The 24942-nt window shown below is 71.9% G+C and carries 19 protein-coding genes; 10 read left to right on the forward strand and 9 right to left on the reverse strand.

Going from position 1 to position 24942, the window contains the following annotated elements; all coding sequences use genetic code 11:
- Window positions 1–36: 36 nt before the first annotated feature.
- From N1031_RS09235 to N1031_RS09250, 4 genes are all read left to right on the forward strand, one after another.
- Window positions 37–672, forward strand: coding sequence for a GNAT family N-acetyltransferase (locus tag N1031_RS09235; RefSeq protein ID WP_259479338.1), 636 nt, complete (start codon window positions 37–39; stop codon window positions 670–672).
- A gap of 12 nt (window positions 673–684) precedes the next feature.
- Window positions 685–1104, forward strand: a complete 420-nt coding sequence (locus tag N1031_RS09240; RefSeq protein ID WP_259479339.1) for an organic hydroperoxide resistance protein — start codon at window positions 685–687, stop codon at window positions 1102–1104.
- A gap of 113 nt (window positions 1105–1217) precedes the next feature.
- Complete coding sequence (locus N1031_RS09245) at window positions 1218–2183, forward strand: DMT family transporter (RefSeq protein ID WP_259479340.1); 966 nt, start codon at window positions 1218–1220, stop codon at window positions 2181–2183.
- Window positions 2184–2192: 9 nt separating this feature from the next.
- Window positions 2193–2522, forward strand: coding sequence for a chorismate mutase (locus tag N1031_RS09250; RefSeq protein ID WP_259479341.1), 330 nt, complete (start codon window positions 2193–2195; stop codon window positions 2520–2522).
- 54 nt (window positions 2523–2576) lie between these two features.
- Here N1031_RS09250 and purL read toward each other — a convergent pair whose 3' ends face one another.
- Together purL and N1031_RS09260 are read right to left on the reverse strand one after the other, a co-directional pair.
- On the reverse strand, window positions 2577–4871 hold the full coding sequence (gene purL / locus N1031_RS09255; RefSeq protein ID WP_259479342.1) for a phosphoribosylformylglycinamidine synthase subunit PurL: 2295 nt from the start codon (window positions 4869–4871) through the stop codon (window positions 2577–2579).
- A gap of 42 nt (window positions 4872–4913) precedes the next feature.
- Window positions 4914–5933 (reverse strand): LLM class flavin-dependent oxidoreductase, encoded by a 1020-nt coding sequence (locus N1031_RS09260; protein WP_259479343.1) that lies wholly within the window; start codon window positions 5931–5933, stop codon window positions 4914–4916.
- 407 nt (window positions 5934–6340) lie between these two features.
- Here N1031_RS09260 and N1031_RS09265 point away from each other — a divergent pair, with 407 nt between their 5' ends.
- The gene (locus N1031_RS09265) at window positions 6341–7612 is read left to right on the forward strand and encodes an MFS transporter (RefSeq protein ID WP_259479344.1); all 1272 of its coding nucleotides are present in this window, start codon (window positions 6341–6343) and stop codon (window positions 7610–7612) included.
- Here N1031_RS09265 and N1031_RS09270 read toward each other — a convergent pair.
- Window positions 7586–10021: a helix-turn-helix transcriptional regulator gene (locus tag N1031_RS09270; protein WP_259479345.1), complete on the reverse strand. Its 2436-nt coding sequence runs from the start codon at window positions 10019–10021 to the stop codon at window positions 7586–7588. The genes N1031_RS09265 and N1031_RS09270 overlap by 27 nt on opposite strands.
- Before the next feature lie 101 nt (window positions 10022–10122).
- Window positions 10123–12768 carry a carboxylate--amine ligase/circularly permuted type 2 ATP-grasp protein gene (locus N1031_RS09275; protein ID WP_259479346.1) on the reverse strand — a complete coding sequence of 882 codons (2646 nt, stop codon included), beginning with the start codon at window positions 12766–12768 and terminating at the stop codon, window positions 10123–10125.
- Between the two features lie 93 nt (window positions 12769–12861).
- Between N1031_RS09275 and N1031_RS09280 the strand changes: the two genes are divergently transcribed.
- Complete coding sequence (locus tag N1031_RS09280; RefSeq protein ID WP_259479347.1) at window positions 12862–13884, forward strand: PHP domain-containing protein; 1023 nt, start codon at window positions 12862–12864, stop codon at window positions 13882–13884.
- A 112-nt stretch (window positions 13885–13996) separates the two neighbouring features.
- Here N1031_RS09280 and N1031_RS09285 read toward each other — a convergent pair whose 3' ends face one another.
- Window positions 13997–14806, reverse strand: a complete 810-nt coding sequence (locus N1031_RS09285; protein WP_259479348.1) for an IclR family transcriptional regulator — start codon at window positions 14804–14806, stop codon at window positions 13997–13999.
- Window positions 14803–16305 (reverse strand): APC family permease, encoded by a 1503-nt coding sequence (locus N1031_RS09290; protein WP_259479349.1) that lies wholly within the window; start codon window positions 16303–16305, stop codon window positions 14803–14805. Before N1031_RS09290 ends, N1031_RS09285 begins: the two co-directional genes overlap by 4 nt.
- Window positions 16306–16489: 184 nt before the next feature.
- Between N1031_RS09290 and N1031_RS09295 the strand changes: the two genes are divergently transcribed.
- Genes N1031_RS09295 through N1031_RS09305 form a run of 3 tightly spaced genes read left to right on the forward strand, consistent with a single transcriptional unit; the run spans window position 16490 to window position 20745 of the window.
- Entirely contained in the window at window positions 16490–18034 is a 1545-nt protein-coding gene (locus N1031_RS09295) for an APC family permease (RefSeq protein ID WP_259479350.1), read from the forward strand.
- A 57-nt stretch (window positions 18035–18091) separates the two neighbouring features.
- The gene (locus N1031_RS09300; RefSeq protein WP_259479351.1) at window positions 18092–20158 is read left to right on the forward strand and encodes a primary-amine oxidase; all 2067 of its coding nucleotides are present in this window, start codon (window positions 18092–18094) and stop codon (window positions 20156–20158) included.
- Complete coding sequence (locus N1031_RS09305) at window positions 20155–20745, forward strand: hypothetical protein (RefSeq protein WP_259479352.1); 591 nt, start codon at window positions 20155–20157, stop codon at window positions 20743–20745. The genes N1031_RS09300 and N1031_RS09305 overlap by 4 nt, the downstream gene beginning before the upstream one ends.
- 149 nt (window positions 20746–20894) lie before the next feature.
- Here the strand turns inward: N1031_RS09305 and N1031_RS09310 are convergent, their stop codons facing one another.
- The 3 genes from N1031_RS09310 to N1031_RS09320 form a co-directional block, all read right to left on the reverse strand.
- A complete protein-coding gene (locus tag N1031_RS09310; RefSeq protein WP_259479353.1) occupies window positions 20895–21800 on the reverse strand; it encodes a methyltransferase in 906 nt (301 codons plus the stop codon).
- 201 nt (window positions 21801–22001) lie between these two features.
- Window positions 22002–23102, reverse strand: coding sequence for a cell wall-binding repeat-containing protein (locus N1031_RS09315; RefSeq protein WP_259479354.1), 1101 nt, complete (start codon window positions 23100–23102; stop codon window positions 22002–22004).
- Between the two features lie 47 nt (window positions 23103–23149).
- Window positions 23150–23641, reverse strand: a complete 492-nt coding sequence (locus tag N1031_RS09320; RefSeq protein ID WP_259479355.1) for a glutathione peroxidase — start codon at window positions 23639–23641, stop codon at window positions 23150–23152.
- A gap of 75 nt (window positions 23642–23716) precedes the next feature.
- On the opposite strand from N1031_RS09320, the gene N1031_RS09325 reads away from it, so the two are divergent.
- Window positions 23717–24910: a MarP family serine protease gene (locus N1031_RS09325; RefSeq protein WP_259479356.1), complete on the forward strand. Its 1194-nt coding sequence runs from the start codon at window positions 23717–23719 to the stop codon at window positions 24908–24910.
- Window positions 24911–24942: the final 32 nt, after the last annotated feature.

Genomic DNA, 24942 nt, shown 5'->3' on the forward strand with positions numbered 1-24942 from the left:
GCGTCGCGCATCCCGAACCCCTGCGAGAATCGAGCCATGTCCGCCACGCGCCCGCCGCACCTCCCGATCGAGGGCCGCCACATCCGCCTCGAACCCCTCACCCGCGCCCTCCTGCCCGAGCTGCACGCGGCCATCGGCCACCCCGAGGTGTTCGCCTCGGGGTACGGAGGGGGGCCCGAGGGCTTCCGCGCCACGGTGGAGGAGTTCGTGCCCTGGGCAGAGAGCTACTACCAGTGGGAGGGCGGCAACGCCTACGTCATCCGCCTCGCCGCCGGCCCCGACGCGGGCACGCTCGTCGGCACGACGACGCTCGGCGACATCGACCCCGCGCTCGAGTACGCCCACATCGGCTGGACCGCCTACGACCCCCGCGTCTGGGGCACCGCGGTCAACCCCGAGGCCAAGCTGCTGCTGCTCGGCCTCGCCTTCGATCACGGCTTCGGCCGCATCAAGATCCAGGCGGATGTGCGCAACGAGCGCTCGCAGTCGGCCATCGCCAAGCTGGGCGCGACCTTCGAGGGCGTGAGCCGGCGTGACATGAAGCGCGCCGACGGCAGCTGGCGCGACTCCGCCGTGTTCTCGATCATCGTCGACGACTGGCCGCGCGTGAGAGCGGGCCTCGAACAGCGTGTGAACGATTCCGCCGCGGTGGCACTTCGCCCGGCGAGGTGATGGACTATCCCCATGGAACCCATCTACACGGCGATCGCCCACGCCTCCGGCGGCGGTCGCGACGGACACGTCCGCAGCGAAGACGACCGGCTCGACTTCGACACCCGCCCGCCCAAGGAGATGGGGGGTTCGGGTGAGGGCACCAACCCCGAGCAGCTCTTCGCCGCCGGGTACTCGGCCTGTTTCCTCGGGGCCGTGCATGCCGCGGGCCGCGAGCTCAAGCTCGACACCACGGATGCGGGCGTCTCGGCGAGCGTGTCGATCGGCAGCAACGGGGAGGGCGGCTTCGGCCTGGCGGTCGAGCTCGACGTCTACATCCCGGGGCTCTCGGCCGGCGACGCCCAGAAGGTGGCCGACAAGGCGCACACCATCTGCCCGTACTCCAACGCCACCCGCGGCAACATCGAGGTCACGGTCTCGGTCGTCGAGTAGGCCGCCGTCCGGTCCGTCGATTAATCGCCATTCCGGCGTCTGAGAGCGCCAAAGACGGATGCGCGGGGCCGCCGCGCGGGCGCGATGTCGCCAGTGCGCGGTAGCCTCGCTCCGTGCCACAGAACCGCCTCGCCGTCGCCCTCCAGTTCTCGGCCCTCGGGCTGGTGTGGGGTGCGAGCTTCCTCTTCATGAAGGTGGCGCTCGGCGGGGTGTCGTTCGGGCAGGTCGCCTGGGCGCGGCTGCTGCTCGGCACCCTTACGCTGGCGGTGCTGCTGCTGGTCACGCGCACGAGGCTGCCGAAGCAGCCGATCGTCTACGCGCACTTCGTGGTGATCGGGGCGTTCGGCTGCGCCATCCCGTTCCTCCTGTTCGCCTGGGCCGAGCAGTACGTCACCTCAGGGCTCGCGAGCATCTACAACGCGGTCACGCCCATCACCACGGCGCTCATGGTCACGCTCGCGTTCCGGGTCGAGAAGCTCGACCGCTCGCGGGTGCTCGGGGTGATCGCGGGCATCATCGGGGTGGTCGTCATCATCGGGCCGTGGTCGTTCGCCGTGAATCAGGCGGCGCACGGAGATCTCGCGCTCGAGCTGGCCGGGCAGCTGGCCTGCCTCGGGGCGGCGGTCTGCTACGGGTTCACGTTCGGGTACATCCGGCGGTTCATCGCTGCACGGCATCCGGTGACGGGGCTGACGGCGGCGTTCTTCCAGGTGGGCATGGGTGCGCTCATCCTGCTCGTGCTCACGCCCGTCGTGGCGCTCGGGCCGGTGTCGCTCGACCTGCCGATCGTGCTGAGCCTGCTCACGCTCGGGGTGCTCGGCACCGGGGTCGCGTACTTCTGGTACATGAACGTGCTGAATGCCTGGGGGCCGACGGCCACCTCGACGGTCACGTATCTCACGCCCGTGGTGGGCGTGTTCCTCGGTATCGTGCTGCTCGGTGAGACCCTCAGCTGGAACGCCCCGCTCGGGGCGCTGCTGGTGTTCCTCGGCATCCTGCTCGCGCAGGGCCGGCTGCACCTGCCCCGCCGCCGCTCCCGCTCAGCGGGCACGCAGAAGCCGGCGGGCGAAGCTGGCTAGAGTGCTCCTATGGAGTCACAGGCGCCCGCGGGCGGGTTCGACAGCAACGCCGATGTCTACGAGCGGCTGGAGAGCATCCGTCAGTCGATCGACAACATCGACGCCGCCGTCATCCACATGCTCGCCGAGCGCTTCAAGTTCACGCAGACCGTCGGCCGCCTGAAGGCCGAGTACGGGCTGCCGCCCGCCGACCTCGACCGTGAGGCGCGCCAGATCAAGCGGCTGCGCGGGCTCGCCGAGGAGTCGCACCTCGACCCGGCGTTCGCCGAGAAGTTCCTCAACTTCATCATCGCCGAGGTCATCCACCATCACGAGCGCCTCGCCGCCGACGCGGAGTAGCGCCGCCGCTGCCGTATCCGTGTAGCCGCGGCGCCGGGCGGGAGCCGCGCCGGGTCAGCCGCCGACGACGGGGCCGAAGTGCTCGGGGAGGGTGGAGCGGTGGGTGCCGGCGAGCTCGGCGAGCGGCACCTCGAACAGACCCTGCACGTCGAGCGAGCCCGACTCCGCGTCGGTCACGCCGATGCGGAGGGCCGGCACGCCGCGCCCCTCGCACAGCCCGCGGAACTTCACGTCGTCTTCGCGCGGCACCGACACGAGCACACGCGCCGTCGACTCGCTGAACAGCGCATCCGAGGCCGTCACGCCGTCGCGCGACACGATCTCGTCGAGCCACACCCGCGCGCCCACTCCGAAGCGCAGCACGCCCTCGGCCAGCGTCTGCGCGAGCCCGCCGTCGGAGAGGTCGTGCGCCGAGTCGATGAGCCCCTCGAGTGCCGCGGCCCGCAGCAGCTCGGCGAGCGTGGCCTCGGCCTCGAGCGACACCTCGGGCGGCAATCCGCCGAGGTGGTCGTGCACGACGCCGGCCCACGCCGAGCCGTCGAGCTCCGCGCGCGTGGTGCCGAGAAGATACAGGTTCGACCCCTCGTCCTGCCACCCCGACGGAATGCGGCGGGCCACGTCGTCGATGACGCCGAGCACCGCCACGACCGGGGTGGGGTGGATGGGCTGCGAGCCGGTCTGGTTGTAGAACGACACGTTGCCGCCGGTGACGGGGATCTCGAGCTCGAGGCATCCGTCGGCCAGGCCCTCGACCGCCTTCGAGAACTGCCACATCACCTCGGGGTTCTCGGGCGAGCCGAAGTTGAGGCAGTCGGAGACCGCGACGGGCACCGCACCGGTGACGGCCACGTTGCGGAAGGCCTCGGCGAGCGCGAGTTGCGCCCCGCGGTAGGGGTCGAGCTGGCAGTACCGGCCGTTGGCGTCGGTGGCGAGCGCGAAGCCGAGCCCCGACTCCTCGTCGACCCGGATCATGCCGCCGTCGTCGGGGAACGACAGCGCCGTGTTGCCGAGCACGTAGCGGTCGTACTGGTTGGTGATCCACTCCTTCGACGCCATGTTGGGCGAGCCCACCACGCGGAGGAACTCGTCGCGCAGCGCCGCCCCCTCCGTCGCGCGGGGGAGTCGGGCGGCCGAGTCGGCCTGCAGCGCGTCGATCCACGCGGGGTAGGCGACCGGGCGCTCGTAGACCGGGCCGTCGACGGCCACGGTGCGCGGCTCCACGTTGACGATCTCCTCGCCGTGCCAGTGGATGACGAGGCGCCCCGTGTCGGTGACCTCGCCGAGCACGCTGGTCTCCACATCCCACTTCGCCGTGACGGCGAGGAAGCCCTCGAGTTTCTCAGGGCGCACCACCGCCATCATGCGCTCCTGGCTCTCCGACATGAGGATCTCCTCGGCGGTGAGCGTGGGGTCGCGCAGCAGCACCTTCTCGAGCTCGATGAACATGCCGCCGTCGCCGTTGGAGGCGAGCTCCGAGGTGGCGCACGAGATGCCCGCAGCCCCGAGGTCTTGGATGCCCTCGACCAGTTCGCCCGCGAACAGCTCGAGGCAGCACTCGATGAGCACCTTCTCGGCGAAGGGGTCGCCGACCTGCACCGCGGGGCGCTTGGTGGGACCGCCGGCCGAGAAGGTGTCCGACGCCAGGATGGAGGCGCCGCCGATGCCGTCGCCGCCGGTGCGCGCTCCGAAGAGAACGACCTTGTTGCCCACGCCGCGGGCGTTGGCCAGGTGAAGGTCTTCGTGGCGCAGCACACCGACGGAGAGCGCGTTGACCAGCGGGTTGCCCTGGTACACCGGGTCGAAGTAGGTCTCGCCGCCGATGTTGGGCAGGCCCAGGCAGTTGCCGTAGAACGAGATGCCGCTGGTGACGCCGTGCACGACGCGGGCGGTGTCGGGGTCGTCGATCTTGCCGAAGCGCAGCTGGTCCATCACGGCGACGGGGCGCGCGCCCATCGAGATGATGTCGCGCACGATGCCGCCCACGCCCGTGGCGGCGCCCTGGAACGGCTCGATGTAGGAGGGGTGGTTGTGGGACTCGACCTTGAAGGTCACCGCCCAGCCCTCGCCCACGTCCACCACACCGGCGTTCTCGCCCATGCCCACCATGAGGTTCTTCTTCATGGCGGGGGAGACCTTCTGGCCGAACTGGCGCAGGTAGATCTTCGACGACTTGTAGGAGCAGTGCTCGCTCCACATCACCGAGTACATGGCGAGCTCGCCGCTCGTGGGACGGCGGCCGAGGATCTCGCGGATCTTCGCGTACTCGTCGGCTTTCAGGCCCAGTGCCTCGTAGGGCTGCTCCCGCTCGGGGGTGGCGATGGCGTTCTCGACGGTATCGGCAATGCTCACCCGGCGATTCTACCGGCCGGGATGCGCGGGTACGGCGGGCTGCTACGCGGACGCGGCGGGCTTCCACCCGAGCAGGGGTCCGAGCCGCCCAGCGAGGTCGTCGAGGATCTGCAGGTAGTCGTCGTGCTCGAACGAGAACGGCAGCGCGAAGGCCACCTCGTCGATCTCGCGGAAGGCCGCGTCGGCCCAGAGCCGCTCGGCGAGCTGTTCGGAGGTGCCGAGGAGGTCGGCGGCGAAGAGCATGCGCCTCGGGCCGTGCGGCACGCCCACGCGGCCGGCCCGTGAGGCGACGTAAGCCTCGTAGCGCTCGATCTGCGCCGGTGACGCGGAGTCTGTCGGAATGACGACGAGACCCTGCGACACCCGGCCCCGCGCGCCGAGCGCTTCGCGGTAGGCGCGCACCTGGTGCAGCTGGTTCTCGGCGAAGTCGTCGCCGAGCTCGCCCTGCACCACGCTCGAGGTGAGCAGGTGGAAGCCGTGGCGGCCGGCCCACTCCGCCGACCGGGTGCTGCCCCCTCCGTACCAGAGCCTCTCGGCGAGTCCGGCGGCGTGCGGCTGCACCGTGTCGGCGAACACCTCGATGCCCTCGGTGCCCGAGAACGTGCTCACCACGTCGCCGCGCACGAAGTCGCGGAAGCGCAGCAGTCGCTCGTAGCCGAACTCCTCCTGCTCGAAGGTGCCGGGGTAGATGGCGTCGCGGTAGCGGTCGATATTCATCGGCGGCCCCGCCGAGAAGCCGGGGTTGAGGCGGCCTCCCGTCAGCACGTCGACCGTGGCGAGGTCTTCGGCGAGCCGGAACGGGTTCTCGGCGCCGATCGGGGTGACGGCCGTGCCGAGCTCGATGCGGCTGGTGCGCTGCGACGCGGCGGCGAGCACCGCGACGGGCGACGAGATGCCGTACTGCAGGTGGCGGTGGCGCAGCCACGCGCTGTCGAGTCCGAGACGCTCCCCGTGCTCGATCAGCCGGAGCGTCGATTCGTGCCCGCCGCGGGGGTCGGCGGGGTCGAACAGGCCGATGGTGAGGAAGCCGAGTCGGGCGAGCGGGGAGTCGGGCGTGGGCACGCCTCCATACTGCCGCAGGATTGCCCAAGCTTTGGCTCAGGATAGGGGGCGGAAATCGGCCTCGCAGCACCTGTATACGGGTGCATCGAGGCAGCGAAATCCCAGGTCAGGACTAGTGATTGGATGCACGCGAGCAACCCCCCGCAGAGCCTGGGAGCCATCGAGCAGACGCCGCGCAAGAGCGGTAGTGTCCAAGACGCAACAACCCGAACCTGGCGGCCACGGAGACCCCGACCGTGGATCCGCCTGCGGCATCCGAGATGCCGCGTGAGGTGCGTGCGGCTCACCCTGAGCGTCCCCGAGCTCGCCGCGCGCACCTCCCCTTCTCTCTCCTGACACGCTGCCCGATGACGCCGGCGATGCGCCCCCGCGACACTCCCCCCGCTGCGGCGACTTACGCTGGAGCAGTGACCCGAGCATCCGCCGGCCTTCGCCGCTCGCCGTGGGCCAGGCGCCTCTGGGGCGACGGGCCTCCCCTGCCGCGCGACGTGCTGGTGCTCGCCGTCGTGGCCTTCTTCGTGATGCTCGGCTTCGGCGTGGTGGTGCCCGTGCTGCCGGTGTACGTGCGCAGCTTCGGGGTGGGCTACCTCGAGGTGGGTGCCGTGGTGTCGGCGTTCGCCGTGATGCGCCTCGTGGCGAATCCGTTCGTGGGCAAGCTCGTCGACCGCGTGAGCGAGCGGGTCGTGCTCGCCGTCGGCATCGGCATCGTGGCCGCCTCGAGCGCTCTGGTGGGCCTCGCCGACAGCTATCCGCTCGTGCTCGCGCTGCGCGGTGTCGGTGGCATCGGCTCCGCCATGTTCTCCGTGGCCGCCATGACGCTCCTGCTGGGCGCCGCCGATCCCGCGGTGCGCGGACGCGCCGTGGGCTTCTACCAGGGCGGGTTCCTCATCGGCGGGATGGCCGGGCCCGCCGTCGGCGGCCTGCTCTCGGGCATCTCGCTGCACGCCCCGTTCTTCTTCTACGCCGGCACGCTCGTGGTGGCCGGCACCGTGGGTCTCCTGCTGCTGTCGGGTCGCCGGGGCGATGCGACCTCGGCGGCTCCCGCCCCCGCGAAGCCGTTCCGCGAGGTGCTGCGGGATGCGCGGTACCAGTCGGCACTTCTGGCGAGCCTCGCACAGGGCTGGTCGGCGATGGGGGTGCGCAGCGCGCTCATCCCGGTGCTCGTGGTGGAGGTGCTGCACGGCGAGCCGGCCTGGACCGGCATCGCGTTCGCCGTCGCCGCCGTGGCTCAGGCCCTGGCCCTCGTGCCGGCGGGCCGCTTCGTCGACACCGTCGGCCGGCGCCCGGCGATCCTCGCCTCGTTCGGCGTGGGCGCCCTCGTCATGCTCGCCATCCCGTTCGTGACCGAGCTCTGGGTGCTCATCGTGCTGCTCTGCCTCTACGGGGTCGCGGCCGCCTTCATGGGCACGGCTCCGGCGGCCGCGGTGGGTGACGCCGCCGGCGGGCGGGGTGGTCAGCCGGTGGCGGTCTTCCAGGCCGTGGCGGATGCGGGTGCGATCGCGGGCCCGCTCCTCGCCGGGCTCCTCGTCGACGTCTCCGGCTACCCGGCGGCCTTCGCCTCGGCCTTCGTGCTCATGGCCGCCGCTTCGCTGTTCGCCCTGCGCATGCCCCGCAGGGCATATGCCCCAGCGGCCTCGCCGAAGGAGACCCGTTCAGGAGAGGGCGGCGGCGAGCTCTGAGCGCTCGCGCACTCCGAGTTTGCGATAGGCGCGGAGGAGATGGGTCTCGACCGTGCGCACCGAGATCACCAGCCGTTCGCCGATCTCCCGGTTGCTGAGACCCTCCACGGCCAGCGACGCGATCTCGCGCTCCCGCTCCGACAGACCGCTCGCCCGGGGCGAGGTCGCCGACGCAGGCGCGATCACACCGCACTGCTGCGCCTGTCGCTCGCTCGACCGGCGAGCCGCGGCGGCCTCGCGATCCTGCCCGCAGGACTCGTGGAGCACACCGGCGTGCGCGAACGACTCTGCGGACAGGAGCGGGAAGCCGACCGCGGCTTCCAGCGCGCCGATCGCCGAGAACTCCGAGGCGAGCGAGCGGCGGTCGTCGCCGTACTCTCCCCCGGGGCCCTCGTGCTCACCCGGTCGCGCCCCGAGCCGCTCCAGCGCGGCCAGCGCCCGCACGTGCCTCGCGAGCGAGGTACGGGTGAGATCCGCCACGTCGCGGGTCAAGCGCTCGACCCGCGCACAGACCGAACCCGCCAGTCCCAGGCGGGCGGCATCGACCAGGGCGAAGAGGGTGAAGAGGGCGAGCCCCTGTGACTCGTGCGCTGCCGCGGCGCTCACGGCTGCCGCAGCGGCTTCGCTCTGGCGGCCCTCCGCCGCCAGAACCCGGCCCTTGCTCGCCAGTGCCTGGCCGTGGACGAAGAGCTCGCCGTCGGCGACGTCGAGCACCGGCCGGAGAATCTCCCAGGCCGCGTGAGAATCGCCGGTCGCGGCCAGTGCCGCGGCGAGGTCGGTTCTCGCCCGATGCACGATGCCGTCCATCCCGAGCGAACTCGCGAGCAGTTCGGCCTCCCTGAGTGGACCGAGCGCCTCGGCCGACCTGCCGGCGAACTGGAGGGCGAACCCCAGCAGCATCGAAGCCATCGCCTGATGACTGCCGATGCCGCGGGAGCGCGCCTCGTCACGGAGGCCGCGCAACTCCGCGAGCAGCGACTCCGACACTCCGTCGAAGAGATCCAGCTGGGCACGCCCCCAGCGCACCCGGAAGCGGTCGGCCCCTGACGGCGCGAGCGCCGCCTCGGCTTCGGCGAGTCGCGTGCGCGCCAGCTCGGGGTCACCGACCAGTACGGCGCGAGACGCCTCCTGTGCGAGGCGGTCGGACTCCACCATCCAGCCGGTCGACTCGGTCGACGCCGCCACCGTGGTCTCGGCAGGGTTACCGATTCTCAGCCGGTTGATGGTCATCGAGGCGACCAGATCGCGCGCCAGGGTCGCCTGGTGCCGTGGCAGGCTCCAGTTCGACGTGGATTCCGCATGAGCCTCCGAGAATCGCGCCCGCGCGGCCGACAGGGTGAGCTGAGAGCTGAGGCCGCCCCCCGCCTCGACCGCGATCTCGGCCAGGTGGACGGCCAGTTCGGCCTGTCCGGCATGCAGCGTGAGAATGGCCGCGCGGGTCGCGGCATCGGCGGGAAGGGGCCGGCCGAGTGCCACGGATTCGCGCACGAGCGCCACCACCTCGCCTTCGCCCAGCTGGTCGGCTGGGCGCGCGGTCAGGGAGTCCAGCAGGCCGGCGCTCAGGCGCCGCCGCCGCAGCCGCCCCATGGTGTGCGGCAGCAGCAGCTCCACCACCGGGTCGTGGAGGCGCAGCCGGAAACCCGACGGAGGCGAGTCGAGCACATCCACCACGCCGGAGTCCTCGAGTCGTTCGAAGGCCCGGTCGGCCTGGCCGGTGACATCGGCCAGCAAGGCCTCCGCGGCGAGCAGATCGAGGTCCGGCACGAGGCCGATGAGGTGGGCGGCCACGGCGGCCGGGTCGTCGTCGTCGACAGGGATGCGGTGGCGCTCTTCCAGCAGCGGCCGCAACTCGTCCAGATCGTAGCCACGGGGCCCCTCCACGACGACCCCGCCGTCTCGACGGATGCTCCCCTGTCGCAGGCCGATGTCGAGTGCGCTGAGGAGGAGGGTGAGGTCTCCTCCTGGGCGTTGGGGAACGAAGTCGGCGGCGACGCCGGCGCCCAGTGTGCAGCCGAGCTCACCTTCGACGATCCTCAGTGTCTGGGCAGGCGAGAACGGGGTGGGTTCGACGCGGGTGACACGGCCCGACCGCAGCAGCTCATGAACGGGTGGGGCGAGGCGGGCACCCTGGGTGGCGGTCATGAGAGGAACGAGACGGCCCCTCCCGACGGCCTCGGCGAGGCGCTCCGCCGCATCGCCGTCGAGCCGCTCGATCGTGTCGCCGACCCAGAGTCGCGGGCGGAGCGCGGCGTCGGCGGCGTCGACCGCCTCGGCGATCATCCTGGTGCGACCGGAACCCGGCTCGCCCACGACGAGCGCGCCCTCGCCGCGAGCGAGGGACTCGAGGATCGTCTCGACCTCGGCAGGCCGGAGGGATTCCGCGGGTCGTCGGTTCGTCGTCGGTCTCACCTCGCTGTCGTCACTCGACCTGGTTCCGAATGGTACGCAACATCGAGCGCGGGCACGAGCCGCGGGCGCGAGCCGCAGGCGCGGGACGCCGGCGAGCCGAGCTAGCGGAGGATCCAGGTGTCCTTCGCGCCGCCGCCGCGCGAGGAGTTGACGACCATGCTGCCGGCGGGGGCGACCCGGGTGAGGGCGAGCGGTGCGACGGTGAACTCGACGGCGGTGGGGTCGGCGGATGCGCCGGTCGCGTAGACGAACACGCGCAGGTCGACGTGGCGCGGCTCGAGCACGGGGCCGGTGATCACCGGAGACGGCGAGGTGTGGGGGCCGGCCGCAGCCGAATCCGTGGGGGCGGTCGCGGTGGGCACCGACGCCGCCTCCGGTATCACGAACGTGGGGTGCGACGACAGCGCCACCACCTCCTGCGCCACCCAGCGGCCCGGATCGGCGGAGATTTCGGCGCGCCGGGCGGCGATCGTCTGCGCATCCGCCGCCGGCCCCACGAGAACACCCGAGCCGCCGTGCCCGTCGACGGGCTTGGTGACCAGCTCGCCCACCCGCTCGAGCACGCCGCGGCGTTCGAGCTCGTCGGCGGTGCGGTAGGTGGGCACCTGCTCGAGCAGGGGGCGCTCGCCGAGGTAGTAGGCGATGAGGCTCGGCACCTCGCCGTAGAGCGCCTTGTCGTCGGCGACACCGTTTCCGGGCGCTCCGGCGACGAACACGCCACCCGCCGCCGCGACGTCGAGCACGGCCGCCCCGATGCGCTCCCCGGCCGTGGACACGGCGTCGGGCAGCTCGTCGTCGAGACGCAGGTAGAGCGCGTGCAGCCGGGCTCCGTCGCCGCGATCGCGCACGAGGCCGTCCTCCACCACGAGGTCGTCGAGGGTGAGCAACCGCAGCCCTGCCGCCTCGGCGAGCGTGCGGTGCTCGAACCACGCGTTCGCCGCGGGGCCCGACGACACCAGCGCGAGCCGTGGCCCGTCGTCGTCACCCGCGCCCTCCGCGATCGTCGCCGCGCCCGCCTCGAGAGTCGCGCGCAGCATCCCGAACACCCCCTCGGGCGAGGCCAGTCCCTCGGGCCGCGGAACCCCGGCTGCCACCTCGTCGAGCAGCCGTCTGATCGCGACGGCGTAGGCGGCACCGCTGGGGTTCCGCAGGTTGTCCTCGAGCACGCGCCAGCTCCCGAGCTCGTCGCGCACCAGGTCGAAGCCGATCACGGCCGCCCGGGTGGCGCCGCCCGGCAGCCGCCCGGCCGCGGTGAGGTACCCGGGAGAGCTCTCCACGAGAGTGCGCGGGAGCACCCCGTCGGCCAGGATGCGCTGCTCGCCGTAGACGTCGCGCAAGAAGGCCTCCAGCGCCCGGGCACGCTGCCGCACGCCCTCGGCGATGCCGTTCCACTCGTGCGCCGTGATGATGCGCGGCACCAGATCGACCTCGAACGGCCTGGTCTCGCCGTCGACGCCGAAGTCGAGCCCGTGGTCGGCGGTCCACTCGCGCACCGCCCGCAGGCTGCTCTCGACCGTCTCGGGCTCGAGCGACTCGAGGTGATGCACGATCTCCTCGTACACGGCGCGCGGTCGCGACCCGGCGCCCACCGCTTCGTCGCCCGCGCGGGTGCGGTACGAGCGCAGCGCGGCGACGGTGGGTTCGAGCCCCGAGGCGGGCCCGTGCGTCTCGTCGACCACGAGCCGCACCACGTCGTCGAGCGAGCCGCGCTCGGCGAAGGCGGCCCGTTGCCGGTCGGCCGAGTTGCCCCGCGTGAGCAGCGCCTCGGCCAGGTGCAGCACCTCCTCGTGGTCGCCCAGTTCTTCGAGCTGCGGCCGCAGTCTGCGGATGAGGTGGCGCACGGCGTGCCCGGCGGCGGTGGGGCGGGGATGCGCGGTGTCGTCGAGCAGGTCGCCCGAGAGTCCGCTGCGGGCGGCCTGCCACATGGCGGCACGGTGCAGCGGTGCGGCAGCGGGCACGAACGGCCGGCCGGCGGCGATGTCGAGCTCGGCGGCACGGACGCTCGCCCGGAACAGCCCCGCGATGAGCACCGCGTCGTCGACCACCGGGCAGGCGTCGCACACGCGCAGCTCGAGGGTCGGCGCGTGCGACGACGGCCGCACCTCGAAGTACGCCATCTTCGAGTCGGAGATGACCCCGGTGGCGATGAGGTCGGCGAGCAGCTCGTCGTACTCGGCGGCGGACCCGAGCGGCCCGGTCGCCCCCGCGCTCGGCCAGCGCTGCCAGACGAGGGTGCGGATGCTCGAGTACCCGGTGTCCTGCCCGTTCCAGTAGGGCGAGCTGGCCGAGATCGCCAGCAGCACGGGCAGGTCGCGCGCCACCCGCTGCGCGATCTCGACGGCGAGGTCGCGGTCGGAGACCCCCACGTGGATCTGCGTGCCGCAGATGAGCTGCTCGTCGACGAGCAGCCGGTAGCGCTGCTGCATGCGGCCGTAGCGACCGGATGCGGTGAGCTCGAAGTCGGCGAACTCGCTCCGCGGCGCGGTGCCGACGCAGGCGATGCCGACGCCGTCGGGCGCGGCCGCCTCGATCACGCCGCGCCGCAGCCGCAGGATCTCCTGACGCAGTCCGTCGAGACTCGTCACGACTTCGGTGTTGGTCTCGACGGTGGTGCGCTGGATCTCCGCGGAGTAGTTCTCGGCGGGCAGCCGGGAGAGGATCTGCGGTGCCCGTGCCGAGAGCCGCCCGCTCTCGAGATCGATGAGGTGGAGCTCTTCTTCCGCACCCAGCGTCAACTCCGCAGCCATGCGCTCACCCTAGGGGGAGACGGTGACCAGCGGTTCGGACTCACGTTCGATTGACATCTGACGCGGAGAGGCTCCTGTGGTTAGGGTCGAGGCATGGATCCGCTCGCCGCCGTCGAGGAGACCGCCTTCCTGCTCGAGCGCGAGCTCGCGCCGGGGTTCAAGGTGAAGGCGTTCCGGCGTGCTGCCGCCGTGCTCGCGGAGTGGACGCCCGAGGAGATCGCGGCCCGCGCATCCGACGGCCGTCTCAAGGCCACCAAGGGGGTGGGCGACCGCACCGTCGAGATCGTCACGCAGGCGCTCGAGGGGCGGGTGCCCGACTACCTCGTGGGGCTCCGCGAGCGGTCGGGCTTCGAGCTGGATGCCGATGCCGCCGCGCTGATGGAGGCGATCCGGGGCGATCTGCACAGCCACAGCGACTGGTCGGACGGCACCACGGGCATCCCGTCGATGGCCGCCGCTGCGCGCTCGCTCGGGCGGGAGTACCTGGCGCTCACCGACCACTCACCGAACCTCACCGTGGCGAACGGACTGAGTGCCGAGCGGCTGGAAGCCGAGCTCGACGTGGTCGACGGGCTGAACGAGGGGTTCGCAGACGGGTTCCGGCTGCTCACCGGGATCGAGGTCGACATCCTCGACGACGGGTCGCTCGATCAAGACCCGACGCTGCTCGAGCAGCTCGACGTGGTGGTGGCGAGTGTGCACTCCAAGCTGCGGGCCGACAGCCGCACCATGACCGAGCGGATGCTCGCGGCGGTGTCGAATCCGCGCACCGACGTGCTCGGGCACTGCACCGGCCGGCTCGTGCAGGGGTCGCGCGGCACCCGGCCGCCGTCGGAGTTCGACGCGCGCGCCGTGTTCGAGGCGTGCGCGGCGAACGGGGTCGCGGTGGAGATCAACTCCCGCCCCGAGCGGCAGGACCCGCCCGACGAGCTGCTCGCGCTCGCCCTCGAGCTCGGCTGTCTGTTCTCCATCGACTCCGACGCGCACGCGCCCGGGCACCTCTCGCTGCTCGACCGCGGTGCCGCTCGCGCCGCCGCCCTCGGCGTGCCCGGCGACCGCATCGTCACCACCTGGCCCCTGCCCCGCCTCCTCGCCTGGACCACCCGCCCCCGCTGACCCCGCCCGCGCATCCCGCCTCGCCCCTCCCCGCGCATCCTTCCCACCCCACGTGGCCTCATCGAGTGGGCGCAATCGGTCGCCATCGCGCGGAGGAAGCGACTGATTCGGCCTACTCGATGCGGGGAAGCAGGGGGATACGGGGCGCGGTCAGCGGAGGAGGGGGGGCGAGGCGGCGGGTGCCGTCGAGGAGCTGGTCGAGCACGGGGCCGGGCTGTTCGATGCGGATGCGCGGGGCGGAGAGGGTGAGGGAGGCGACGAGCTCGCCGCGGGGTCCGCGGATGGGGAGGGCCAGGCAGCCGAAGCCGGGGGTGAAGGCGTCGACCTGCCAGGCGCGGCCCTCGAGCGCGACGCCGCGGCGGATCGACTCCAGCCGCTCGGGCGACTGACGCACGATCGGCCGCACCTCGGGAGGCAGCGGTGCGCCCTGCTCCAGCAGCTCGGCCACGAGCAGCCGGCCCATCGCCGAGGTGTCGAGCTCGGCGGTGAGGCGGCGCGAGTCGCTCAGAGGGAAGTCGGGGTCGACGTCGACCACGCGCATCCGGTCGCCCTCGTAGCGCACGAGGTGCACGCCGCCGCGGATGCCCGCGCGCAGTTCGTCGACCACCGCCACCGCCGCCTGGGGAGGAGCGACCGGTGCCACCAGGTGCGCGAGCTCCACCACCTTGCGGCCGAGCGTGAAGCCCCGCAGGTCGGGCATGCGCACGAGGTACTCGTCTTGCACGAGCAGGTTGATGAGCCGGTAGGTGGTGGCCCGGGGCATGCCGAGGTTCTCGGAGACCTGCTGCGCCGTCACCCCGGCCCCGCAGCGCGCGACCTCCTCGAGCACGGCGAGCGCGCTGTGCACCGCCTTCGGCTGCCTGGCTCGCAGATCGGCAGGCGCCGACGGTGGGGTGGAGAGGGGCTGCGCCTCGCCCGTCACCCCGGCGAGCCCCCGCCCAGCACGTCGCCGGCGACCGGCACGTCGTACACCCCGATGGTGTCGAGCAGCCACGGGTGCCGGCGCTTGCGCACCAGGTAGTACCCGCATCCGGCCGCCATCAGCAGCACGAACACGAGCGCCCCCAGCCACCGCTCGCCCGCGAACTCCACCACGAGATACACGACCAGCCCGACCGAGAGCAGCGCGGCCGCCGCCACCGCGCGCACCGCCACACCCGTCGTGAGCTCGCCGATGCGGCGCAAGAACACCGGGGCCGCCACGCACACGAGCACGTACGCCGTGATGTATCCCGCCGCGGCCACCACGATGAGGGTCTGCATGGTCTCCCAGAGCCCCGAGCCCAGCGCGATCGACACGATGGGCACGAGTGCGACGACGGGCACGGCCACGGCGGCCGCCACCCATGGCGTGCGAAAGCGCCGGTGCGTCACCCCGAGCACCGGAGGCAGCACCCCCTCGCGCCCCATGGCGAACAGCACCCGCGCCAGCGCCGTCGTCGACGCGATCGCGCAGGCGAGGAACGAGGTGGCGATGCTCACGTCGAGCAGCAGCCCCATCCACTCCACCCCGTAGGCCGTCGCCAGGTCGTTGACCGGCGAGGCGCTCGCGGTGAGGTCGAGCCCGAGGGCGCCGAAGCCCACGATCTGGCTGTAGGTGGCGACGAGGTAGAGCGAGCCCGACACGATCACGGTCCACACGATCGCCCGCGGCACCGCGGCGAAGGGCCTCCGCGCCTCAACGCCGAGCGCCGACGAGCTCTCGAAACCCACGAAGGCGGTGAGCGCCAGCACGGCCCCCACCGCGAAGGTGGCCGGTGTCGACCCGGCCAGGCTCAGTGCGCTCCACTCGAACGAGCCGCCCGTGTTCACGAGCAGGGTCACCACGAGCACCAGGATGATCGCCACCGACACGGTCTCGATCAGCAGCGTCAGCCGGGTGGAGAGGCGGATGCCCCGCACGATCACCACCACCACGACCAGGGCCATGGCCGCGATCATCGCGACGGCCAGCCCCGTGCTCGACACCGCTCCCGGCCACACGCGGCCGAGCAGGATGGCGAGGTAGTAGCCCGCGCCCGCCAGCGCGAACATGGCGATGAAGCCGTAGCCCACGAGCATCGCGGTGCCCGCCACGAACCCGGCGCCGGTGCCGAGCCCTCGCGACACGTAGGTGTAGAGCGAGCCGGTGGCCGCGATGCGGCGGCTGAACTGGTTGACCGTGCCGGCGATGAGCAGCGACAGAACCATCGCCACCGCGAGCGCCCACAGGGTTCCACCGCCCGCGACGACGGCGACGAGAAGCGGGATGGTCGTGGCCGCGGCCGAGGGCGCGACGGCCGAGACCGACTGGGCGAGCACGTCGACGAAGCCCACGGTGCGGCGCTCCAGACCCTCGACGGGCGAGCGCGTGCCGATGCCGGGAACGGGCGGCGGATCCGCGATGGCGCGTTCCAGTGCGGTGGCGGGCTCGGCGGTCACGGCCTCAGGGTACGAGCCGCACGTTGCGGCGGCGAGACGGCCGTGTTTCGGGCGCGTGATCTCCAAATGAGACAGCACTGCGCATCCGTCTCATTCGGGGTGTGCCGAAGCTTCACGGGGCGGTGACAGAACCGAAAAGAGAACCGAGCACAGTGGTCGGCAACCCCGAGTCGAGGAGACCGCCATGTCCGTCACGAAAGACCCCGCCGCCGTCGGCAGCCCGCACGCGAGAACCCTCAAGGGCTCGCTCGGCGTCACCGCCATCGTGTTCATGGTGGTGGCCGCCGCCGCTCCGCTCACCGTCGTCGGCGGTGCCGCGCCGCTCGGTATCCTGCTCGGCAACGGCGTGGGCTTTCCGAGCCTCTACGCGATCTCGGCGGTCATCCTGCTGCTGTTCGCGGTGGGGCTCGCCGCCATGACCCGGCACGTGCCGCGGCCAGGCGCGTTCTTCACCTTCGTGGGCTACGGACTGGGCCGCCCGGCGGGCCTCGCGAGCGCCTTCCTCGCGCTGCTCACCTACACGGCCATCCAGATCAGCGTGCACGGGTACATCGGCTACATCCTCGAGGTGACGGTGGCCGGTCTCGGCGGCCCCGACATCCCGTGGTACCTCTACTCGCTCGCGGTCATCGCGATCGTCGGCTTCCTCGGCTACCGGCACATCGACCTCTCCAGCCGGGTGCTCGGCATCCTGCTCGTGGGCGAGGTGGGCATCGTGCTCGTGCTCGTGGCCGCGATCGTGTTCACCGGCGGCGAGCAGGGACTCTCGGCGGCGCCGTTCCTGCCCGAGAACATCTTCTCGGGGGCGCCGGGCGTGGGCCTCATGTTCGCCATCGCGGCGTTCATCGGCTTCGAGGCCACCGCCATCTTCCGCGACGAGGCGAAGGACCCCTCGCGCACCATCCCGCGCGCCACCTACACCGCCGTGATCGGCATCGGCGTGTTCTACACCCTCGCCTCGTGGGGCCTCGTGATGGCCTGGGGCCCCGACAACGTGCTCGGCGTGGCCGCCGAAGACCCGGGCGCGATGATCATCGTCACCACCGCGAAGTACCTCGGCGTGGTGGGCGAGGTCATCATCAACGTGCTGCTCATCACCTCGATGTTCGCCTGCGTGCTGTCGTTCCACAACGTCATCACCCGCTACCAGCACTCCATGTCGAACGCGGGCGTGCTGCCCAACGTGCTCGGCCGGGTGCACCCCAAGCACCTCTCGCCGCACACTTCCTCGCTCGTGCAGACCGTCACCGCTGCCGTGCTCATCGTGGTGTTCGCGCTGCTCGCCCTCGACCCGGTGCTGCAGGTGTTCACCTGGTTCGCCGGTGTCGCCACCCTCGCCATCGCCATCCTCATGGGCATCACCTCGCTCGCGGTGATCGTGTACTTCGCCCGCACCAAGCAGGACAGGCGGGTGTGGAACACGGTCATCGCGCCCGCGCTCGGGTTCATCGGGCTGATCGGCTCGGCGATCGTCATCATCGCGTACTTCCCCCTCATGGTGGGCGACGTCGACGCCGAGGGGACTCCGGTGTTCGGGGTGGTGAGCTTCGTGCTCCTCGCGCTGATCGTGGTGTTCCCCGTGGTGGGGCTGGTGCAGGCGGCGGTGCTGAAGCGGGCACGGCCGGCGGTGTACGAGACCATCACCGAGGCCATCAGCGACTCGAGCGCGGCGACCGTGCCGCCCGCGTCGGCGGCCTCGTCGGAGACCGTGCCGCCTGCCGCATCCTGAGCCCCGCCCATCCGTTCGCCTGTCACGCCCACACGCCCAACCGTAAGGAACCACACCATGACCATCGCCGACACCGACCTCAGCACCACCGGTGCAGACGGCGCGACCCCGCCGCATCCGCTCGCCTCGCTCAGCACGGAGGAGTTCACCCGCATCCGCGACCTCGTCACCGCGGCGCCCGACTTCACCCCCACAACCCGCTTCGCCTACGTGGGCCTCGAAGAGCCGCACAAGCGCGAGGTGCTCGCCTGGCAGGACGGCGACGGGCCGCTGCCCGAACGGCGGGCGCGGGTGATGCTGCTCGACATGGCCACCGGCCGCTCCACCGACAACGTGGTGGCGGTGGGGTCGGATGCGGAGCCCGGCGGCGTGCTCTCGACCGAGGTGCTCGACGGCTCGCGCGGCCAGCTGCCCGTGCTGCTGGAGGAGTTCGAGGCCATCGCCGACATCGTGGCGGAAGACGCCGGGTGGGTGGCGGCGCTCGCCGCCCGCGGGCTCACGGTCGAGAACGTCATCTGCGTGCCGCTCTCGGCCGGGTACTACGACTTCCCCGAGGAGGAGGGGCGGCGCATCCTGCGGGTGCTGGCGTTCCGGATGGACTCACCGAGCGATCACCCCTGGGCGCATCCGGTCGACGGCCTCTCGGCCTACGTCGACACCGCCACCCGCACGGTCACGCGGCTCATCGACGCGTCGCCGCTGCCCGTGCCGGAGACCTCGGGCAACTTCGACGATCCCGAGCTGCAGGGCGCGCCCTTGGCGTCGCTGAAGCCGATCGTCATCACCCAGCCGGAGGGGCCGTCGTTCACGGTCGACGGGGAACTCGTGACGTGGGGCAACTGGACCTTCCGGGTCGGGTTCGACACCCGCGAGGGCCTGGTGCTGCGGCAGCTGGCGTGGGCGGATGCGCGCACGCCCGACGCACCGGCGCGCCCGATCGTGTACCGCGCCTCGATCGACGAGATGCTCGTGCCCTACGGAGACCCGTCGCCGGTGCGGTTCTGGCAGAACTACTTCGACACCGGCGAGTACCTGTTCGGGCGGTTCACGAACTCGCTCGAACTGGGCTGCGACTGCGTGGGCGAGATCCACTACTTCGACGCCGTGCTGGCCGACGAGCTCGGCAACCCGTTCACCATCTCGAACGGCATCTGCATGCACGAGGAAGACTTCGGCACGCTGTGGAAGCACTCCGACATGTTCACCGGCTCGAACGAGGTGCGCCGGTCGCGGCGGCTCGTCATCTCGTTCTTCACCACGGTCGGCAACTACGACTACGGCTTCTACTGGTACCTCTACCTCGACGGCACGATCGAGTGCGAGGCGAAGCTCACCGGGGTGCTGTTCACCTCGTCGTACCCCGGGGTGTCGGAGTCGGGGGAGGACTACCCGTACGCCTCCGAGGTGGCTCCGGGTCTGGGTGGCCCGTACCACCAGCACCTGTTCTCGGCGCGGCTGGACATGATGGTCGACGGTGTGGCGAACGCGGTCGACGAGGTCGACGCGGTGCGGGTGCCCGTGGGGCCGGGCAACGAGCACGGCAACGCGTTCACCAAGAAGGTCACGCGCCTCACCACGGAGGGCTCGTCGGGGCGGGTGGCGGATGCGTCGGTGGGCCGCGCCTGGCACGTCACCAGCACCACGGCCACGAACGCGATGGGGCGGCCCACCGGCTACGTGCTGCTGCCGACCGAGTCGCCCACCCTGCTCGCCGACCCGTCGTCGTCGATCGCGGGGCGTGCGGAGTTCGCCACGAAGCACCTGTTCGTGACGGCGTACGACCCGGCCGAGAAGTATGCGGCGGGTGACTTCGTGCACCAGAACCCCGGCGGCGACGGCATCACCCGGTTCATCGCGGACGACGCGCCGATCGATGGCGAGGACATCGTCCTGTGGCACACCTTCGGGCCGACGCACTTCCCGCGGCCCGAGGACTGGCCGGTGATGCCGGTCGACTACGCGAAGTTCGCGCTGAAGCCGTACGGGTTCTTCGACCGCAACCCGGCGCTGAACGTGCCGGCGCCGGCGGGGCACGGGGCAGGGGCGGATGGTGCGGATGCGCACTGCAGCCACCACGCGGATGGTGGGCACTCGGGCGGCGAGCACGAGGGGCACGCGGGGTGACCGAGGCGCTCCACCTCGGGGCGCTCGTTCCGGCCGCGGTGGGCGCCTGCTGTGCGGTGGGCGCCCGCCGTCCCGGCCGGCTGCGCGCGGTGCTCGGGATCGTGGGGGCCGCGCTCATGCTGCTCGCCATGCTCGACGCCGCCACGGCGGTGCTGGGCGTGCCGGTGCTGGTGTGGGCGGGCCTGCTGCTCGCCGTGGCGGTGGCGAGCGCCGCCGTGGTCGCCCGGCCGAGCGGACTCGGGGCTACGGCCGCGCGACCCGGCGAGGGTGGCGGGCACGTGCACGGCGCGATGGCACTGCACGGGTCGCTCGGGGCGGTGGTGATGGCGATGCTGCTCGTCGCGATGACGGTTCACGGTGCGTCTGCCGATTCGGCGTCCCACGCGGCAGGAGGTGCGGTGCACTCCGGGGCGACGGGCATCCTGTCGCTGGTGCTCGCCTCCGCGGCCGGGTACTTGGTGTTCGGCGCCGTGCTCGCGTGGCGCGTGGTGCGTGCCGGGGGCCCTCGGGCGCAGCGCGTCCTCGCCGTGACGGAGCTCACGAGCATGGGCCTCTCCACGGCCCTGATGGCCGCGACGTTCGTCTGAAGACGGCGGCGCGCCCTTGCTACGCTGGTCTCGACTCAGGAAAGAGGTGCGCCCATGATCGGCGACGTGCTGCTCGGCATCATCGGACTCATCACGCTCGTCGGCGGCGTGCTCGGCATCGCGGCGCTCATCGCGCTCGCGCGGGAGCCCTACAAGAACTGAACCGACCCGATCACCACGGTCGCATCGCGCTCGTCGTCGCGCCGGATCTCGGCGCGCAGCCCTGCGGCCTGCATCAGCGCCGCCGTGTGATCGGCCTGGGGCTCGCTGGTCTCGATCATCAGGGCTCCTGATGCGCTGAGCCAGTCGCGCGCATCCGCCGCCACCCGCCGGTGCACCTCGAGCCCGTCGGTTCCGCCGTCGAGCGCGACTCGCGGTTCGTGGTCGCGTGCCTCGGACGGCATCAACGCGATCGCCGCGGTCGGCACGTAGGGCGCGTTCACCGCCAGCACGTCGACCCGCCCTCGCAGCGACCTCGGCAGCGCCTCGAACAGGTCGCCCTCGTAGACCCGCTCCGCCGGCAGGTTACGGCGCGCGTTCTCCACAGCCACCCGATCGATGTCGGCGGCGTAGACCTCCGCCCCCGTACGCGCCGCCACGACGGCCCCCACGGCCCCCGTCCCGCAGCACAGGTCCACCACCACGGCCCGCGGATCGCCTGTCGCCCGGGCTTCATGCTCCCCGACCACCTGCACGGCCGCCGCCATCGGAGCCGCCACTGCAGCAGCCGACTGCACGGCGCCCACCTGCTGCACCGCGCACTCGGCGAGCCATTCCGTGCGCCGACGCGGCACGAACACTCCGGGATCGACGATCACCCTCATCCCCGCGAACTCGGCCCACCCGATCAAGGGCTCCAGCGGCTCACCCGCGACCCGCGCGGAGACGAGCTGCTCGAGCCGCTCCGTCGACCCGGCGCCCTGGCCCGCGGCGTCGGCCAACAATGCCGCCTCCTCCTCCGCGAACACGCTCCCACCCGCCCGCAGTCGCTCCACCAGCCCGTGATCCGCCACTGCCCCGCCCCGGGATCCGGACTCCCGGTCGATGCGATCCATGTGCTGACCTCCCGCCTCGTCGGCTCCGGCAACCGTACTCCCTCGCGCACCCGGCCACCTCGCGCTGGAGTGGCCCACCCCGGAACCGACGTGCGCGCTTCGCCATGCGAGACACGTTCCGGGCAGCATAGGGCGCCACTCGCCGCCGCACGTGGCGAACCCACCGGGCGCCCGAGCCCGTGTGGCTGCGGCGACGCGCGGTCAGGGGGCGAGGTAGGCGGCGAAGCCGGCTTCGACGGCGGGGGAGACGGAGGAGGGGCCGCCGAGGATGATGATGCGCTTCGGCTTGTTCTCGGGGCGGGAGAGGTAGGTGGCGAGGCTCGCCGGAATGGCGTTCGGTGAGGTGAGGAAGACAGGGCTGCGGCCGATGATGCCGGCCGGACCGCCCGAGAGCGCGTCGGGGAAGTTCTGGCCCGAGGTGACGTAGATCGTGTCGGACTGGCCGACGAAGCTGGAGATCGCAATCGAGGTGTCGTACCGATCGGTTCCGCCGATGCGGAAGGCGGCGGGCTGGATGGTGCGGAGCTTCGCAAGGACCTCGTCGGAGATGGTGTTTGCACCGCCGAGGATGATGATGCGCTCGGGCCGCAGCCGCCGGATCTCGGCTTCGACCACCGCGGGGAGGTCGCCCCGCCGGGTGAGAAGCAGCGGGCCCGGCAGCGCACCCTCTCGGGTGGCTGCTGTGGCGGGGGCGCCGGACAGCGCATCGGGATAGCTCTCGCCCGAAGCGAGAAAGAGTGTGTCGACGCCCGGACCCGTTGGGGCGACTTCGAAGACGCCGGCCGAGGCGAGAGCCGACACCTCGTAGCGATCGGCTCCCGCGATGCGGTTGACCGACGACGAGTAGGCGCCGAGCTGCGCCTCGACCGAGGCGTCGATGCTGTTGGCCCCACCCAGCACGATGATCTTGCGCGGTTTGATGCGGGTGAGCTCGGCCCGGATGGCGTCGGGGATGGTGGATTTCGTGACCAGGAGAACCGGGCCGCCGAGGGTTCCCGCGACCGCGGAGGCCGAGAGGGCGTCGGGGAACGCCTCGCCCGACACCACGTAGGCCACCGGAACGGGGAGACGGGGGTAGGCGATGCTCGCCGAGATGGCCGCCGAGACCTCGTAGCGGTCGGCTCCCGCGATGCGCACCATCCCCTTCGAAGGAATGAGGGTGCCATCGGCCTGCGCAGCGACCGCGGCTGGGCCACCCTCCGCCGGTGTGGCCGCCGAGACGGTGGTGGCGGGAAGTGTGGCCGCGAGGGCACCGCACAGGAGAGCGGTGGTGCCGGCCTGCAGGAGGCGAGAAGACGTCATGCTCCCGACGCTAGGGGCGAGGCACCCCACGGCGTGATGAGTAATTACTACGCAATGGGAGGCAGCGACGACTCGATGAGCGCGACGATCGCGGGGTCGTCGGGCTCGGTGCGCGGCCGGAAGCGGTGCACCGCACCGTCGGGCGTCACCACGAACTTCTCGAAGTTCCACGTGACCCGCCCCGCCTTGCCCTCCGCATCCGGGGTCTTCTTCAGCTGCTGGTAGAGCGGATGCGCGCCACGCCCGTTCACCTTCACCTTGTCGAACATGGGGAAGGTCACACCCCAGGTGAGCGAGCAGTACTCCTTGATCTTCTCGGTGTCGCCGAGCTCCTGCAGGAACTGGTTGCTCGGAAAGCCCAGCACCGTGAGACCGCGCTCGCCGTACTCCTTCTGCAGCGCCTCGAGCTTCTCGTACTGCGGCGCGAGCCCGCAGCGCGAGGCCACGTTGACGATGAGCTTCACCGGCCCGTAGGCGGCCAGCGTGGTGGTCTCCCCGTCGATCGTGGTGAGCGGGATGCTGTCGAGGGCTTCGGTCACGACAGCACTCTACGCCGCCCTCGACACCCGTCTCCCAGCATCCGGTGATGCGGCGTCCGTAGTGTGACCTCACACATGCAGATCTTCGTCGACATCGTCCTCGTCCTGGTCGCCGTGCTCGCCGTTCTGGGCGGCTGGCGGCGAGGCGCACTGGTGACCGCCGCGTCGCTCGCCGGGATCGTCGCCGGCGCGTTCCTGGCCTCGCTGGTGGCCCCCGGCGTGGTCGACTGGCTCGCCGCCTTCGGCTGGAGTTCCGCGCTCCAGCGGGCCGTCGCCGCAGGCGTCGTGCTGCTGCTGTGCATGGGCCTCGCGATCACCGTGCTGAGCGTCGTCGCCCGCCTGCTCCGGCGGGTCATCGGCTCCGTGCGCATCGGCCGCGGCATCGACTCGCTCGGCGGCGCGGTGCTGGGCCTGCTCACCTGGGCCGTCGTGGTGTGGCTGCTCGCCGGGTTCCTGCAGACCACCGGCATCGTGCCCGTCACCCAGCTCGTGGCCTCCTCCCGGGTGGTGGCCGCCCTCGACTCGGTCGCCCCCGTGCCGGCCGAAGACGCCCTCGACACGATCGACTCCGCGCTCGACGACTCCGGCTTCCCCGAGGTGTTCGCGTTCGGTGTCGAGACGATCCTGGATGCGCCGGCACCCGACCCCGATGTGCCCGCGGCGGTCAACGACGCGGCCGGCGGAGTGGTGCGCATCCTGAGCTCGGCGCCCAGCTGCGGCAGCGACGCCGAGGGCTCGGGCTGGGTGGTGGCGCCGGAGCGCGTCATGACGAACGCCCACGTGGTGGCCGGCTCCGAGCAGAGCTACGTGCAGGTCGGCGGGGTCGGCGAACTGCACAAGGCCACGCTGGTGGTGTTCGACCCCGACCGCGACCTCGCCGTGCTCGCCGTGCCGGGGCTCGGCGTCGACCCGCTGCCCACCGGCACCGAGCTCACGGGCGGCGACTCGGCCGTGGTCGCCGGCTACCCCGAGAACGGCGGGTACACCACGGCCACCGCCCGGGTGCGCGAGGTGCTCGACGCCGTCGGGCGCGACATCTACGAGCAGGATGCGGTGACCCGCGAGATCTACTCGCTCCGCGGCACGGTGCGCCCGGGCAACTCGGGCGGCCCCCTGTTCGACGCCTCGGGCACCGTGGTGGGCGTGGTGTTCGCCCGCTCCACCATCGACTCCGACACCGGGTACGCGATGACGCTCGACGAGATCGCGCCGGTTCTGGCCGCGGTCGGGTCGACCGAGCCGGTGGCCTCCGGAGCCTGCACGGCCTGATCGCGCGCGGCGCGCATCCGGGTCACCACGAA

Origin of the sequence: Herbiconiux moechotypicola (assembly GCF_024979255.1) — a bacterium.
Lineage (GTDB): Bacteria > Actinomycetota > Actinomycetes > Actinomycetales > Microbacteriaceae > Herbiconiux > Herbiconiux moechotypicola.